Annotated in this window: 14 protein-coding genes; 4 read left to right on the top strand and 10 right to left on the bottom strand. The window is 70.3% G+C overall.

The features are described 5' to 3' along the window. Positions 1–28: 28 nt before the first annotated feature. The 3 genes from HNQ61_RS14270 to HNQ61_RS14280 form a co-directional block, all read right to left on the bottom strand. Positions 29–430, bottom strand: a complete 402-nt coding sequence (locus HNQ61_RS14270) for a DUF3568 family protein (RefSeq protein WP_170034053.1) — start codon at positions 428–430, stop codon at positions 29–31. A 150-nt stretch (positions 431–580) separates the two neighbouring features. Further along, positions 581–2,482: a PAS domain S-box protein gene (locus HNQ61_RS14275; RefSeq protein ID WP_170034055.1), complete on the bottom strand. Its 1,902-nt coding sequence runs from the start codon at positions 2,480–2,482 to the stop codon at positions 581–583. 2 nt (positions 2,483–2,484) lie between these two features. Beyond that, positions 2,485–2,889 carry a response regulator gene (locus HNQ61_RS14280; RefSeq protein ID WP_170035924.1) on the bottom strand — a complete coding sequence of 135 codons (405 nt, stop codon included), beginning with the start codon at positions 2,887–2,889 and terminating at the stop codon, positions 2,485–2,487. A gap of 704 nt (positions 2,890–3,593) precedes the next feature. Between HNQ61_RS14280 and HNQ61_RS14285 the strand changes: the two genes are divergently transcribed. The 3 genes from HNQ61_RS14285 (at position 3,594) to HNQ61_RS14295 (ending at position 6,899) form a co-directional block, all read left to right on the top strand. After that, a complete protein-coding gene (locus HNQ61_RS14285) occupies positions 3,594–4,160 on the top strand; it encodes a hypothetical protein (RefSeq protein WP_170034057.1) in 567 nt (188 codons plus the stop codon). 861 nt (positions 4,161–5,021) lie between these two features. Further along, on the top strand, positions 5,022–6,017 hold the full coding sequence (gluQRS, locus tag HNQ61_RS14290; protein ID WP_170034059.1) for a tRNA glutamyl-Q(34) synthetase GluQRS: 996 nt from the start codon (positions 5,022–5,024) through the stop codon (positions 6,015–6,017). Between the two features lie 120 nt (positions 6,018–6,137). Next, positions 6,138–6,899 (top strand): hypothetical protein, encoded by a 762-nt coding sequence (locus tag HNQ61_RS14295; protein WP_170034061.1) that lies wholly within the window; start codon positions 6,138–6,140, stop codon positions 6,897–6,899. A gap of 61 nt (positions 6,900–6,960) precedes the next feature. Here the strand turns inward: HNQ61_RS14295 and HNQ61_RS14300 are convergent, their stop codons facing one another. From HNQ61_RS14300 to HNQ61_RS14325, 6 genes are all read right to left on the bottom strand, one after another. Then, positions 6,961–7,800: a hypothetical protein gene (locus tag HNQ61_RS14300; protein ID WP_170034063.1), complete on the bottom strand. Its 840-nt coding sequence runs from the start codon at positions 7,798–7,800 to the stop codon at positions 6,961–6,963. Further along, a complete protein-coding gene (locus HNQ61_RS14305) occupies positions 7,797–9,563 on the bottom strand; it encodes a DUF4153 domain-containing protein (protein ID WP_170034065.1) in 1,767 nt (588 codons plus the stop codon). The genes HNQ61_RS14300 and HNQ61_RS14305 overlap by 4 nt, the downstream gene beginning before the upstream one ends. 174 nt (positions 9,564–9,737) lie before the next feature. Further along, a complete protein-coding gene (locus HNQ61_RS14310; RefSeq protein ID WP_170034067.1) occupies positions 9,738–10,463 on the bottom strand; it encodes a di-trans,poly-cis-decaprenylcistransferase in 726 nt (241 codons plus the stop codon). A 30-nt stretch (positions 10,464–10,493) separates the two neighbouring features. Next, positions 10,494–10,820 carry a winged helix-turn-helix domain-containing protein gene (locus tag HNQ61_RS14315; RefSeq protein ID WP_170035925.1) on the bottom strand — a complete coding sequence of 109 codons (327 nt, stop codon included), beginning with the start codon at positions 10,818–10,820 and terminating at the stop codon, positions 10,494–10,496. A gap of 37 nt (positions 10,821–10,857) precedes the next feature. Then, positions 10,858–11,484 carry a hypothetical protein gene (locus tag HNQ61_RS14320; RefSeq protein ID WP_205761390.1) on the bottom strand — a complete coding sequence of 209 codons (627 nt, stop codon included), beginning with the start codon at positions 11,482–11,484 and terminating at the stop codon, positions 10,858–10,860. A gap of 254 nt (positions 11,485–11,738) precedes the next feature. Beyond that, entirely contained in the window at positions 11,739–11,999 is a 261-nt protein-coding gene (locus HNQ61_RS14325) for a hypothetical protein (RefSeq protein WP_170034069.1), read from the bottom strand. Positions 12,000–12,156: 157 nt separating this feature from the next. On the opposite strand from HNQ61_RS14325, the gene HNQ61_RS14330 reads away from it, so the two are divergent. Further along, on the top strand, positions 12,157–12,651 hold the full coding sequence (locus tag HNQ61_RS14330) for a hypothetical protein (protein WP_170034071.1): 495 nt from the start codon (positions 12,157–12,159) through the stop codon (positions 12,649–12,651). Between the two features lie 579 nt (positions 12,652–13,230). Here HNQ61_RS14330 and HNQ61_RS14335 read toward each other — a convergent pair. Continuing rightward, a complete protein-coding gene (locus tag HNQ61_RS14335; RefSeq protein ID WP_170034073.1) occupies positions 13,231–14,049 on the bottom strand; it encodes an HNH endonuclease in 819 nt (272 codons plus the stop codon). Positions 14,050–14,787: the final 738 nt, after the last annotated feature.

Here is a 14,787-nt window from a genome sequence, read left to right on the forward strand (position 1 = left end):
TCTGCTTCTGATCGCTTGCCGCGCGGAACTACCGGCGCGCCATGATCCGCCCGAGAATGTCGCGCGACAGGTCGCGGTCCCAGTCCAGGTTGCCTTCGCGCGCAAAGACGTAGACTTCGGACGAGGCGCCGTTGTCCTCGCTCTCGATGTCCACCGTGACGCGCATGTCGCCCCTGGTGCCCACCACGGTGGTGTTGTTGCCTTCGCTCCCGGAGCCCAGCGTAAAGCCCATCACCCGCAGCACCGCGCGCGAGTTGGCGACCACCGTGGCCACCGGCGCGCCCACGTCGGACTTGGCGCCGCGCTCCGAGTAGCCGATCGCCGCGCCGGCGCCCGCGGCCGCCGCGGCGGCCAGGCATCCCGTCGTGGAGAAGGCGAGCGCCACCATCAGCGCGGCCCGCAGTCCCAGGCTCTTCATCCGCATCGTCATTGCTCCTCATCCTAGGTGAACAACGTCCCCCGCCGCCAGTCCATCGGGGCCGGCGCGGGGGGCGTGGCTGCAAGGTTCGCGCGCGTTCGGACCGTACGATCCCCGAATGGCGCCAAGCGGCTGGATGAAAAAAGATGCAGAAACGGCGGGTCAGACCAGGGTGACAACGTCCAGCGTGGCGGCGGGAATCGTGGGCGGCAGCACCAGGCGGAACACGCTTCCCGTGCCCACGACGGACTCCGCCTCCAGCCGCCCGCCCAGCATGGCCGCCAACCGGCGGGAAATGGGAAGCCCCAGCCCCGTTCCGCCCAGGTTGGCGTCCGGAAGCTGCACGAACTCCTCGAACACGCGCTCCAGGTGGTCCGCGGGAATCCCCTCGCCCTGGTCCGCGACCTCCACCGTGATCCCGCCGTCCGCCGCGCCGCGCACGCAGACCGACACCGGGCGCGCGCGCCCGAACTTGATGGCGTTGCTCAGCAGGTTCAGCAGAATCTGCCGCACCCGCCGCGGGTCGGTCAGAATGGGCGGGTCCGCGTCCTCGGTCTGCAGGTGCAGCGCGCTGCCGCTGTCCGCCGCCAGCGGCCGCACCGTGGCGAACAGGTCGCGCACCAGCTCGGGAATGGAGGCCGGCTCGGGGGTGATCTCCATCTTGCCGGCTTCCAGCTTGGAGATGTCGAGCACGTCGTTCACCAGATCCAGCAGGTGCCGCGCGGCCCGCTGCGACCGCTCCACCCCCGAACTCTGCACCTCCGACATGTCGCCGTACACGCCGGACAGGAGCAGGTCGTTGTAGCCCAGAATGGCGTTGATGGGGGTGCGCAGCTCGTGGCTCATGGCGGCGTAGAAGCGGCTGCGCGACGCCAGGGCCGCCTCGCGCTCCTGCTCCATCCGCTTGCGCTGCGTCATGTCCAGCACCAGCGTCACGCCCTGCTCGGCCGTCTGCTCGAACGTGGCGGCGGAAACCAGCACGGGAATGCGGCTGCCGTCCGGGCGCACGAACTCCTTTTCGTACGCCTCGGCCACGCCGTGGCCGGCCAGCTGCGCCAGCGCGGCGCGGTCAGCCTCCAGCCACTCCGGCGGGGTCATGGTCACCCAGTTCACCCGACCGGCGGCCAGGTCCTCGGCGCTGTATCCCGCCATCCGCAGAAACGTCTCGTTGGCCGAGGTGATGCCGCCGTCCACCTGCCAGAACAGCATGCCCACCATCCCCGATTCGGAGATGCGCCGCAGCCGCGCCTCGCTTTCCTGCAGCGCGGCGCGGGCTTCCTCCTGGTCGGTCAGGTCCTGCACCTGGGTGACGAAGTACAGCGGCTCGCCGTCGCCGCCGCGCACCAGCGACACGCTTTCCAGCGTGGGCACGGCGCGGCCGTCTCGCGCCACGTAGCGCTTTTCGCTCTGGTACGAGCGCACCTCTCCGCCCAGCGCCCGCGCCATCCGCGCTTCGTCTTCCGCCAGGCCGTCCGGGTGCGACACGTCGGCAAAGCGGCGCTGCAGCAGTTCATCCACCGACCAGCCCAGCATGCGGGCCAGCGCCGTGTTCACGCGCAGAAAGCGGCCGTCCACCGCCACCAGCGCCGTGCCCACCGCGCCGTCCTCGAACGCGCTGCGGAACCGCTCCTCGCTTTCGCGCAGGGCGGACTCGGCGCGGCGGGCCTGCTCCTCCGCGCGGTGCACGCGCACCGCGTGGCGAATGCCCTGCGCCAGCCGCTCGGGGGTGATGGCGGCCTTGGACACGAAGTCGGCGGCGCCGGACTTCATGAGCTCCACCGCCGTTTCCTGGTCGCCGTGGCCGGTCAGCATCACCACCGGCGTGTCGATGCCCGCCTCGCGCGCGGAGCGCAGCACCGAAAGGCCGTCGCCGCCGGGAAGCTGGTAATCCAGCAGCACGCAGTCGTACCGTCCCTCGCGCAGGGCGCGCAGCCCGGCGGGCGCGTCGCGCGCCTCGTCCACGTGCGCGTCCACGCCGGCGGCGCGCAGGGCCCGGCGAACGGCCATGCGGTCCAGCGCGTCGTCGTCGACGACCAGGATGCGGTACGAGTCGGGAGCGGCCACGGTCAGGGGTACTCGACCAGCGTCCAGTACTTGTTGAGGGTCGCCATCGTCTCCACGAAGCTGACGAAGGTGACGGGCTTGAGAATGTATCCCGCGACGTTCAGGTTGTACGCGTCCACGCGGTCGCGCTCGTCCGCCGACGTGGTGAGCACCACTACCGGCGTGGGGCGCAGCTCCTCGTCCTCGCGCAGGGCGCGCAGGAACTCGATGCCGTTCATCCGCGGCATGTTCAGGTCCAGCAGCACCAGGCGGCGCTCGCGCGGCATGTCGGAGCCGCGAAGCGTTTCCAGCGCTTCCAGACCGTTTCCGGCCACCCACAGCGGGTTGCGGATGTTGTTCTTCTGAAACGCGCGGCGGACGTTCATCACGTCCACCTCGTCGTCCTCCACCAGGAGGATGTTCAGCATGGGTTCGCTCACGCGGCGCCGCTCCTCAGAGTCCCCGGGCTCGGGATGGACGATGCGCCCCGGCTTCGTCCACCTCCGTCCATCCTCCCCGTTCCCGCCGCCAGCGCGACGGCGAGACCCCCGGTTCCGGGATCATGGCCCGGTCGCGGGGTGTGGAGGATGGAAAGATCCCACGGTACGATCGTCTGGCGGGCGGGCAAATCCCGGACCGCCGACCGGACGCCTGCATCCGGGCCCGCATCTGCATTCGTATCTCCGCGGCGGGAAGCGTGTGGGTCGCGAAAAACGCGGAGGTTGCCGCGCGCTGGCGTAACAGGTGACCCCCGTGTGCGCGGCGCGTCCGTCTTTCCGGCGCGGTTCGCGCGGGCACGACGAATCGGTCATCGCCGAAACCCGGCGGTGCGCCGAGCCGTTCAGGTGCGGCGGAGGGAGGCCGCGGGCGGAGCACAGTTCGGCCGGCGCTATCCGGGAGCGGGAAGGATGGACGCGGGGTGGCGGACCGGGTGTTCCGCTGTCAGCGGGGCGGGGTGGTGGACGTTGGATACGGATGCACGCGGCTGGCGGATAACGAAATCCCGCGCGGGAATCGGGGGTGGGAACCTGCGGTGGATGGAGTGTACCAAGGCGAAGCCGTGGAAAGGACTGCAAAGGCCGGGCACCGCCGCGCGGGCGGGTGTTGCGGCACAACGCGTTAGGGGCTGATCATGCATGTGTACCTCCGGGAAGAACCCGTCGATCTGCAGATGAAGGAAGTGGAGGCCGAGGGGCTGGTGGCGCCCGATTCGGGGCTCATTCCCATGGCCTTCTTTTCCGGCCTGAACGAGACACCTTCGTTCCGCGCCTTTCTGCCGCCGGAAACGGTGAACATCCTGCACCAGGTCATTACGGGTCCGGTGCGTCTGGGGCTGATGGCCGAGGAGCCGGAGGATCCCGCGCAGGAGATCCAGGCGATGGTGGGGCTCAGCATTCCGGTGGACGAGCTTCCCGACGGCATGGTGCCGGAAGAGGTGGAGTCGGAGGAAGGCGAGACCGAGCCGTGGAAGCCGGGCGCCGAGGGCTGGCGGGCGGACGGGTGGAAGGACGACGCGGGCGAGGCGGATGACGACGAGGCGCCGCGCACGATTCTGCTTGCGTTTGCGCCGCTGGTGCGCATCAGCCGCCGCCATCCGGCGGACTTTGGCGAGGAGCTGGCGGACCTGCTGGAGAGCGCGCTGTCCGGCGCCACCAAGCCGTCGCTGGAGGCCCGCGTGGACCGCATGCTGGGGCTCTGATCCGCGGCGTGACAGGGTTGGACGACGAGAAGCCTCTTCCGCGTGCGGGGGAGGCTTTTTCGATGGGATAGAATGGGATGAGGATGGGGATGGGGGTGGTCTGCGGGGTTGTGGCGCGGCGGACGGTGTGGCCCTCACCCCGCGTGCTGCGCACGACGACCCTCTCCCACGAACGGATGTGGGAGAGGGAGCACACCCCAGTGTCGGTGTGCTCCGGAAAGGCTGTTCGCGTCCAACGCCTCGCGGGCCCCTCCCCCGGCCCCTCCCCGTGCAAACTGCCGCACGGAGAGGGGAGAACTGCAACTCCGCATGGATCAGCCGTTTGACGCGCGTTCGGAGAGGGCCCCCTCCCCTCAACCCCCTCCATCCGCTCCGCGGGAGAGGGGGAGCCATTCGGCGCTGGGATCGGTTCGGCTCGCAGCGCGGTCTGCCGTGGTGTTGTTCCCGATGCAGTTGAAGCCCCGAACCAGACGCGCCAGCGGCCGGTGTCGGGGGTTCCCGCAGTTTGAGCGGCGGATTCATTCGCTCCAGATACTCACCGCCGCGCTCAACTTCGCTATCCGCACCGAACCCGCCGCCGCGAACAACCCTCCCCCAGTCTTTTTTGGGGGAGGGTGGGCCGGTGGTGCCGGCCCGGGTGGGGGCCGCCCGCGAACTCCGCCCGACGCGCCGCCATTGGCTTCCGCCCCTCCATCGCCGTATCCTGTCCATCACCCGTCTTTCCGTACTCTCGTACTCACGTACGTTCCCTACTCACGCACTCACGCACTCACGCACTCACGCACTCACGCACTCACGCACTCACGCACTCACGCACTCACGCACTCACGCACTCACGCACTCACGCACTTCCCCTCTCCCATGACCCGCGGCCGCTTCGCCCCCAGCCCCACCGGTGCCCTGCACGTCGGCAACGCGCGATCCGCGCTGCTGGCGTGGCTGCACGCGCGCGCGGCGGGAGGCCGGTTCGTCATGCGCGTGGAGGACCTGGACTTCGGGCGGGTGCGGCCGGGGTACATGGAGCGCCAGCTGGATGAACTGCACTGGCTGGGGCTGGACTGGGACGAAGGCCCCGACGTGGGCGGCCCCCATGCGCCCTACGTGCAGTCGCAGCGGCAGCCGCTGTACGAGGCCGCCCTGCGCCGCCTGGCGGAGATGGGAATGCTGTTCGCTTGCACCTGCTCGCGCCGCGACATCGCCGGGGCGGCTAGCGCCCCGCACGTGGGGGAGGAAGGGCCGCGCTACCCCGGCACCTGCCGCGACCGCCGCGTGCAGGCCGGCCCGGGCTCGCTCACGGACTTCGGGCGCTCGCAGTTCGCGCTGCGCGTGGCGGCGCCCTCCGGCCCCATCCCGTTCACGGACGAGCTGCTGGGGCCGTGCGCGTTCGATCCCGCGGACGAAGGCGATTTCGTGGTGCGCCGCAAGGACGGCGTGGCCGCGTACCAGCTCGCCGTCGTGGTGGACGACGCGGCCATGAGGATCACCGACGTGGTGCGCGGCGCGGACCTTCTTTCATCCACCGCCCGGCAGATTCTGCTGTACCGCGCGCTGGAGCTGCCCGAGCCGCGCTTTCTGCACGTCCCCCTGATGCTGGGGCCGGACGGCGAGCGGCTGGCCAAGCGGCACGGCGCCGTATCCCTGGGCGAACTGCGCGATGCGGGCGTGCCGGCCGATGCCGTCGCCGGCTGGCTGGCCTCCACCTGCGGGCTGGCGGAGCCGGGGGAACGGCTGCATCCGTCGCGGCTGATCGAGCGGTTCAACGTCGCGCGGCTGCCGGTGGAGCCCACGGTGGTCACGGAGGCCGATCTGCGTCTGCTCCGCTCCACGGATGCAGTGTTCCGCCCTGACGGCGCCTGACGCGCGCCAGTATTCCGCAAGCGTCCGCGCCGTACTATCTTTGCCGGCCAATCACCCGATTTCCCCTCCGAAGAAGCCCCGCTTTCCCCCCTTCTTCGCGACCCGATCAGGAGAAAACCGATGCGTTTCGGTGTGCTCGTTCTCGCCGGCGCGCTGGCGCTGCCGGCCGTGGCCGCCGCCCAGCAGACGGTGGGGCTGGAGTCGCAGCCCCATCCGGACCTGGTGCCCCCCGCCCGCTTCAGCCTGACGCCGTGGGTGGGCTACCGCGTGCCCACCGGCTTCAACGACGTGGCCGCCGTGGGCACCGACGCCGTCACCACGTACAACGTGCGCACGTCGCGGGGCGGCGGCGTGGCCGTGGGCCTCAACGGCGAGGCGCGCGTCTTTGGCCCGGTGAACGCCGTCGCCTCCATCGGCTACTCGCCGGGGGACCAGGACGAGGTAACGTTCAACGACGGCGAGGACGGCGGATACGTGCTGGACGGCCCGGACGTCACCTTTCTGAAGGCCGGCATCCAGTACCGCCTGCCGGACCCCATCCCCGACCAGCGCCGCTATCACCCGGCCGCCTTCGTGACCGTGGCGCCGGCGGTGGTGTGGATGAGCTACCCGGACATCGAGGGCTTCGGCGAGAACGTCAACTTCACCTCGCGCGAGTTCGCCCTCAACCTGGGCGTGGACGCGGTCACCATGCTCAATTCGCACGGCGTGGGGCTGTCGTTCGGCGTGGAAGACTACATCACCTTCGTGGACCGCGACCGCCTTCGCCTGCGCCAGAGCGAGCTGGCCAGCGACATCACCGGCGACAACACCACGTTCAACGTGGATTACAGCACCAACAACCTGCTGCTGCTGCGCGCCGGCGTTTCCTGGCGCTTCTGACCGGGTTTTCGGTGGATGAAAAGCGGCGCCGCTCCGGATTCCGGGGCGGCGCCGCTTTCGTTCATCGTTCCCCGCTGTCCCTTGTGAGCTGGTACCAGCCGCCGCCCAGCGGAGTGCTCCCCCAGTCCGCGTAGCCCAGGATGGGCTCCGCGGGCCGCCGCGCGCGCCCGGGCGGCAGGTAGAACAGGATGTCGTTGTATCCGTCCGTGCGAAGCGCCACGCCCCCGCCCGCCATGACCATCATCTGCACGCCGGCCCGCTCCAGGTGATCGACCAGCGCGTCAAACTCTTCCCGACTGGCTCCCTTCGCCAGCAGCACCGCGTCCACCGTGCGCCCCAGCGAATCCGTGTCGGAGGTCAGGACGTCCGGCAGCGAGCCCCGGCGGTACCCGTCGATGACCAGATGCTCGCTCGCGTACCCCTGTCCCCACTCCCGCAGCCGTCCAAAGCGCACCACCTCATCCGCCACCTGCTGCAGCGCGGCCGCCTGACCCCCCGCGCGGATCTCGCCGGCCGCGCGGGTGATGGGCACCACGGCGTACAGGGTGGCCGCCAGCGCGCCCACGGCCAGCAGAAGCTGCCGGTACTTGCGCTCCGTGGGCCGGACCAGCGTGTGAACAAGGACGGCCACCCCGGCGAGGGTGACGAACATCCCGCCGAGAACGTACAGCGAGGCACTGGCGCCCCGGTCCCACCCATCCAGGAAACTCCCGGCCAGGACGATGAACAGCCCCACGTAGCCCATCGTGTGCAACACCCACGACGCGGGCGGTCCGTCACCCGGCGCGGGGACGGGGGGCGGCGGGCGCCTGGCCGGGAGCGGCACCAGCGCCAGCGACGACGGGCGGATCTCCGGCGGGACGGCCTGGTGCGCGGCGGGCGCGTACCGGGGCGCGCTCACCGGCGGCTCCCATATCCGTACTCCGTGCTTCCGCTCGCCCGCGCGGGCGCCTGCACCGGTGTAGCTGCCTCCACTGAGTCGATCCGCGCCGCGGCCGGATCCACCACGGCCGCCGGCGGGCCGATCACGGCGGGCGGGCTGGCCGTCGTCGTGTCCACGCGGGGCGCGGCGATGGCGGGAGGCGCGGTGCCGAACGCGGCGGGGGCGGCCTGCGGAACGGGCGCCGGCTCCGGGCAGCTCATCGTCTCCAGGCGCCTGGTGTTGGCCTGCATGGCGCGGCCGGCGCGGGCGCGGGCCAGGCTCCAGCTGCGCCAGTCGCCCGTTCCCTCGCTCCACCGTGCCAGCAGGCCCTCCGCGGCGCGGCAGCGCGCGCCGGCGCTCATGGCGGGCATGGCCGCCAGCAGCTGCGGAACCGCGTCCGCGCTCAGCGTGGCGGCATAGGCGCCGTCAAAGCGCAGCGCGGCGTCCGGCCGGCTGGCGTTCACGCGCACGATCAGCGCGTCCGGGTTGGCCAGGTGCAGAAGCGCCACCATGTCGAATGCCGCCACCAGCGCGCCCCAGGCAAAGCGCTGCCGCTGTCCGCGCAGCACCGTCCAGGCGAACCATCCCGCCACCACGCCCAGCCACAGCATGAAGGCCATCGTGTACACGCGCAGTTCCGTAAGGCCGTACGCGCCCCAGTACAGCCGCATGCGGTGCACGCCGCTTCCCATCATCACAAAGAGCAGCGCCACCTGCGCGCCCGCGACCAGGCGGAAAACGCGATGATGCGCCGCCGTTTCCCGCCGCACCAGCCACTCCGCGGCCAGCAGCATGGGAAGCACCAGCCCGGCCACCGTCACCAGTTCAAAGAAGCCGCGCCGCGCGTAGTCGCTGAACGTGGCCGAGCCGGGCGCCTGAATGAGCGCCGCGCCGCCGAAGAAGTAGGGAAGCTGGACGATGACAAAGGCCAGAAAGAGCAGGTTCAGCAGCCCCAGCGCCGTCGCGGTTTCCACGATGCCCAGGGAAAGCGACGCGGGGCGGGCGATCTCCGGCCCCGGCTGTCCGCCGCCGAGCGTCATGGTGCGCAGCACGCCGCCCGCGATCCACGCCACCAGCGCGCTGAACAGCAGGTGAAGGATGAGCGCCGGGGTGTCCATCTGGAACAATCCGCCCAGCAGGCTCTCGAAGCGCGCGTCCGCCGAAACAAGGAGCGCGCCGAACAGCAGCAGCAGCGGAACGGCCAGCCCCGCGCCGCGCAGTACGGAAACCGCCACGGTGGTGCCCGATCCGCTCCGTGCGCGCAGTTCGCTCCAGTTCACGTCTCCCGACAGCAGCCGCACGGCGCCGATGGCGGCGTCCCCCGCGGAGGTGGCGATGCCCAGCGCGTGGTGCGCCAGCCCGGCCAGGCGCACGCTGCCGCCGCGCGCGCGCATCATCGCCAGCGCCAGAATGACGAGGACGGCGGTGATGCTGAGCGCCTTGAGCGTGGGCGAGTCGCGCCACGCGGCCAGCGACGCCGCGCCCAGGATGAGCGGAATCCACCCCACCGCCGCGTCGTCCGCCTCCGTCCAGCGCTGCAGCCCCACGATTGCCGCCACCAGCAGTGCGGTCCACAGCGGCAGGCTGATCCCCCACGGCGAGGCGCGCAGCAGCAGGTCGCCCGCGACGCCGACCGTCACGGCCACGCCGGTAATGGCAAGGCCGGTGCGCGTCCTGGCGGTGAGCCCGAAGCGTGCTTCGGGACGGGGCTCGGCGTCGCCGGCCATCTCCATCGTGGTCATCTGGGTCGCGTCCTTTCGGGTGGATGTCGGCGGAAACGCGGGTTTCCGCCATGGATTGTCGTTTCAGTAGCGGCGTGTGGATCCGCCGGGTATCTGTGGATGAGGAGCGTCGGCCCGTTCCCGTCATCGCGGAACGGGCAACCGGCCTCTTCCGGTCCCGTCAGGATGATCCGCTCAGGCGGATTCCTTCAATCGTCCGAAGCGCCGTTCGCGGCCGTGGAACCAGTCCACCGCCTGGCCCAGCGCGGCGGGGCTGAAGTCCGGCCAGGCGAGCGGGGTGAAGTACAGTTCCGCGTACGCGCTTTCCCAGAGCAGAAAGTCGCTCAGCCGCTGCTCGCCGCCGGTGCGCACCAGCAGGTCCACGTCCGGCGCGGGCGCCTGCTCGCCCATGGCGCCGGCCATCGCGGCGGCGAACTCCTCGCGGGTGGGCGCGCCCGTGGCGGAAAGGGTGGCGGCGGCGCGCATCAGCGTGTCGCGCGCGGAGTAGTCCAGCGCAATGCGCAGCGTAAGCTTTCTGCCATGCTCCGTGGCGGATTCCGCGGCGTCAATCTGCCGCACCAGCACCTCCGGCAGCCGGTCGCGCCGCCCGATGATGCGCATGCGCACGCCGTTCTCCACGCAGCGCTGCGCCTCGGCGGCCAGGTACGAGCGGAACAGCCGCATCAGCCCGGCGACCTCGCGCGACGGGCGGCCCCAGTTGTCGCTGCTGAAGGCGTACAGCGTCAGCGTGCCGATTCCCAGCCCCGGCGCGGCCTCTACGATGGTGCGAACCGTCTTTGCGCCTTCGCGGTGGCCGGCCAGCCGCGGCCAGCCACGCGCGTTGGCCCAGCGGCCGTTGCCGTCCATGATCAGCGCCACGTGCAGCCCGGCGGAGCGGTGAATTTGCAGAGTTCTTTGCATCGTAAAGCTCGCGGGTAAAAAAAGGGACGGTCAGCGATCACGGACGGCCTGGATCAGCGCTTCCATGTGGTTCAGGTACGCTTCCAGCGCGCGGCGGCCGGAATCGGTCAGGCTGAATTCGGTGCGGGGCGTGCGCCCCTCGAAGCTCTTGGCGCAGTCCACGTAGCCGGCTTCTTCCAGCTTGCGGGCGTGCACGCTCAGGTTGCCGTCCGTAAGCCCCAGCATGGTCTTGAGCTCGTTGAACGACATGGACGCGTTTACCGCAAGCGCGCTCACGATGCCCAGGCGCACGCGCTCGTGGATGAGCCGGTCGAGCTCGGCGGCGGTGTCGTCGGCCGCGCCGGCCACGCTGCGCAGAACGGACGAAGTGGCGGGCGTCTGGGCCCGCTTGGCGTCACCCACCGTGCCTCCGGGCGATCAGGGTGCCAAAGACGATGTGCAGCCCGCCAAAGCCGGCCGCCATCCACATGTTGCCCCACGACGCGGGAGAGAACAGCGCCACCGTCCCCGCAATCATGAAGAAGACGCCCATCAGCGGCACCGCGCGCACCGAAAACGCGCCCGCGGTGATGATCCCCGCGCCGTACAGCATGAGCCACAGACCGGGCAGGCCGGTGCTGAGCCCGGCGCGGTACAGCACCACCGTCAGAATCGCCCCGGCCACCATGGGCGGCGCCAGGCTGAGCGCGAACTTGCGGCCGGGTCCGGTCAGCAGCCCCATGCGGGCGCCGCGGGCCTTCATGGCGGTGGTCAGCAGGCCGATGAGCACGCAGACCACGGCCGAAACCATCCACAGCGCCACCCAGTCTTCGGCGGTGTGCTGGCGCCCGGCAAGCCAGCTGGCCAGAAGCCCGGCCACCCCGATCACCACCAGCCCCCAGCCGCTGAGCGCGGTAAAGCTCCCCGCGCGCTCCATCGTCTCGCGGATGAAGCGCAGGTTGTCCATGGCCCGCGCGCTCAGATCGAGGCTCGGGTCAGTGGGCTCCTGCGGGAGCGGCCGGATGGGGTGGATGTTTGCCATGGTGATCACAGGATGCAGCGTTTGGGCCCGCATGTCAAGTGCTTTGCATCGTAAAGCAACTCGCGTGCCGCATCTCGTGCCTCCCAGCGCCCCGATGAGGACGATTTCAGCCGGGGAACCTCGTTTCCGCCGCAGCGCCGATGCCATGGTGACGGGGGATCCGCGACGGTGCGACGTCCGTCCAGGCAGAGTGCGGCTCCCTCGAGGTCGCTCGGCGACGTTCGTCCGCTGGCGTGATCCGGGGGATGAAGGCGCTACTTGGCGCCGCACATGCGCGCGCCTTCGCGCAGACGAGCTTCCAGCATCTCGCAGCGGATATACGACGGCGTGCGCGTAAACGTCACCTGCAGCGTGGCGGAAACGGAATCCCAGGCGAAGTCGGCGTCGGCTTCGGGATGGCGCACGCCGCCGGCGTCGCCCTCCGGAAACGCCACGCCCATGCGCCGCGCCTCGCGCCGGCAGCAGTCCCACACTTCGGTGGTGATTCCCGTCAGCGTGATCGTGGGGCAGGCCATCAGTTCGATTCCCGGGTGATGTGGATGGGTGGATGCGGGACGGGCGGGGCGGCAAACGGAATGCCGTGGCGCGCCGGAACGTCGATTGCAAAGTGCCGCTGCCGACGGTTGCGGGCGGGATGGATGGCGCACGCGGACGCACACCAGGGGAGAACCGATGCGATACGATAAGGGATTCGGCCGGGGATACGACCGCGGAATGCAGGGCCAGCGGCCGCGCGGATACGACTTCGGGCTGCGCGGATACAGCCAGACGGCCAGCCGCCGCCCCGTGCACATGCGCGTGTACGACCGGGACTTCGGCGGGCGAGGCGGGATGGGCGGGGGAGGGATGAGCGGCGCCGCGGGGAGCTACGATGCGCCGTACCGCGGGCATCCCACGTACAACAACCGGGTGACGCAGCGGTACAACCGCGAGTACGTGAATCCCCAGCCCAATCAGTACCGCGAGAATCACAACGCGTTCGGCGGCGACTTCGACCAGCGCATCGTGGACAGCACGGGGTACTGGCGTCCGTACAACACCACCGGTGGATCCAGCACCATGCGCGGCGGCGGCCTGCCGATGGGGTGGGAGCGCGAGGCGGCCTACGGCCGCTACGACGAAGAGTTCCGCGGATACGGCCGCGACTTCTACGGCCCCATGCGCTGATTGCAAAGGACCAGGCGCGACAGGCGGAGTTCGCGGGCGGCCCCCACCCGGGCCGGCACCACCGGCCCACCCTCCCCCAAAAAAGACTGGGGGAGGGTTGGGGGAAGAGGAACGGTTCAGTGCGGGAGGCGGAAATTAGCACCGCGGACAGTATCCTGAGCGAATGAATCCGCCGCTCCAGAAGCGGGAACCCCCGACACGTTGCCCACAGGCGCCGTTCGGGGCTTCAACTGCATCAGGAACACACACCGCGTCGGCCGCAGTCCGCGCAGGCGGACTTCGTGTTCTTCGAGGCGCGGTTTCAACCGCCGGACGCAGGCCCGCGAACGCGCCCCGAATCCATTCCCCCACCGAACTGGGGTGTGCTCCCTCTCCCACATCCGTTCGTGGGAGAGGGTCGTCGTGCGCAGCACGCGGGGTGAGGGCCACACCGTCCGGACGCACGAATGGCTGGTCACACAGACAGTCAACCCGATCATCCTCATCCCGCCGCCGCACAGAAAGGCCCCGGACGCCAATGCGGCGTCCGGGGCCTTTCCGTCCATCAGGTGAAAAGATCAATCGTGGTGCCGGTCGCGATCAGGCGGCGCCACGGCGGGATGATCGCCCGCCGCGCTGATCCACGCGCAACCGGCGGCGGCGTCCGCGCCGCTGCTTCCATCCATCCAGCGACACGACCTTGTCATCATCCGCCTCGCCCACGGACTGCATGTGATCGCCGTCTTCAGCGCGGTGCGAGCGGCGGCGTTCGCGCTCCAGTTCTTCCAGCACGCGCTCGGCCGGTGCCTCCCACACCAGCGCCAGCATGCCGATGAGCGCCGCCATCCCCCGCGTGATGGTGGCGCCGTTCAGCCCGCCGCTCCCCTGCAGCGTCGCGGGAAGCAGGCAGCTGGGCGCCTCGGGACAGGTGCGGTCGCGCGTCCTTTCCAGCCGCACCGCCGCCGCCGTGACAATGCGGCGCGCGGCGTACCTCCGCCGGTGCAGCCGCCGGCCGGCGCACAGCCGGTCCAGCTGCGTGCGCCACGGCTGGTCGCCCGCGGAGCTTTCCGCCAGCAGCCACACGGCGGCGTAGACCTCCGCGAACACGCGGATGTCAATCTGGCGGGCGGTTGGTTGATCGAGAGTGGAGAGGTATTCCAGAAACGCCAGGATGCGCCCGGGACGGGCGAGGAGAAAGAGAACGACTTCCTGGCAGCCCCGCCGCTGGTTGCAGTCGGCGCAGGCGGGAACGATGATGCGGGCGTCCCGCCTTCGTCCCCCGCGCGCCTGGGGGATCACGTGTTCCCGGGTGAGGGGGCGGTCCGGGGCCGCGGGGGCCCGGCAGTACACACATCTTCCGTTCCTGATGCGGTGCTCCAGCTCGCGCTGAAGCGCTCCGCCCGATCCGTTTCCTCGCACGTACGCTCCCGGTCACAGGAGTGCCGGCCCGCCAGGCCGGTGCGCCCGCGCGCCGCCGGCAAAGGCAGGCGCGGGTGGGGGATTCTGGTCCGCGGAAAGTGCTACTTCGGTGCCAAGAATGGGCGGTGGATGTCACACCGGCGCGACGCGCCTGTCACCATGTACCGCACGCCGGTTCTGGATGTTTCAGCGGGGATGTCCGGGGCGGGGGGAGTGCCACGGATTGCGCAGCGGAGGGTCCGCGCGCGCCGTGCTGCACAATAGGTAGTGTGCGGGGCGGGGAAGGAAAAGGGTTTCGTTTCTGGACGATTATCGGAATTCTCGCGGGTCTCACGGTCGGCGCGGTGAGCAGGGATTCGTTGAGCGGATGAATCCGCCGCGACAACGGGGGAAGTCTCACGACAACACCGTGAGACTTCACCGCGCAACAGCAACGGCGACGTCGACGGCGAACAGCAGGGCACGCGACGATCGTGCGGTGGCTGAGATTCGTGGGGTGAGCGGGCTTGGTTGAGCGAATGGATCCGCCGCTCAGAAAGCGGAAAGCCCCGACACCGGCTGCTGGAGCATCCGGTTCGGGGCTTCAACTGCATTGCGGGCATGGACCGGCGCGTTCGGCGGAGTTGGCTCGGGGGACGGTAGATGTCAAGGCCCGGGTGATTATGTGGGTCGGCACGGAAGAGTCCTGGGCTCTTCTGGTACCAGTCGAGCATCGCGTCGCGCGGCGTCTTGTGGCCG

The organism is Longimicrobium terrae, assembly GCF_014202995.1.
GTDB lineage: Bacteria > Gemmatimonadota > Gemmatimonadetes > Longimicrobiales > Longimicrobiaceae > Longimicrobium > Longimicrobium terrae.

Excerpts from the sequence above, each read along its gene's own strand:
- HNQ61_RS14330 (WP_170034071.1), top strand. The coding sequence starts at position 12,157 with ATGCGATACGATAAGGGATTCGGCCGGGGATACGACCGCGGAATGCAG.
- HNQ61_RS14310 (WP_170034067.1), bottom strand. The coding sequence starts at position 10,463 with ATGCAAAGAACTCTGCAAATTCACCGCTCCGCCGGGCTGCACGTGGCG.
- HNQ61_RS14285 (WP_170034057.1), top strand. The coding sequence starts at position 3,594 with ATGCATGTGTACCTCCGGGAAGAACCCGTCGATCTGCAGATGAAGGAA.
- HNQ61_RS14305 (WP_170034065.1), bottom strand. The coding sequence starts at position 9,563 with ATGACCACGATGGAGATGGCCGGCGACGCCGAGCCCCGTCCCGAAGCA.
- HNQ61_RS14325 (WP_170034069.1), bottom strand. The coding sequence starts at position 11,999 with ATGGCCTGCCCCACGATCACGCTGACGGGAATCACCACCGAAGTGTGG.
- HNQ61_RS14320 (WP_205761390.1), bottom strand. The coding sequence starts at position 11,484 with ATGGCAAACATCCACCCCATCCGGCCGCTCCCGCAGGAGCCCACTGAC.
- gluQRS (WP_170034059.1), top strand. The coding sequence starts at position 5,022 with ATGACCCGCGGCCGCTTCGCCCCCAGCCCCACCGGTGCCCTGCACGTC.
- HNQ61_RS14280 (WP_170035924.1), bottom strand. The coding sequence starts at position 2,889 with ATGCTGAACATCCTCCTGGTGGAGGACGACGAGGTGGACGTGATGAAC.
- HNQ61_RS14270 (WP_170034053.1), bottom strand. The coding sequence starts at position 430 with ATGACGATGCGGATGAAGAGCCTGGGACTGCGGGCCGCGCTGATGGTG.
- HNQ61_RS14295 (WP_170034061.1), top strand. The coding sequence starts at position 6,138 with ATGCGTTTCGGTGTGCTCGTTCTCGCCGGCGCGCTGGCGCTGCCGGCC.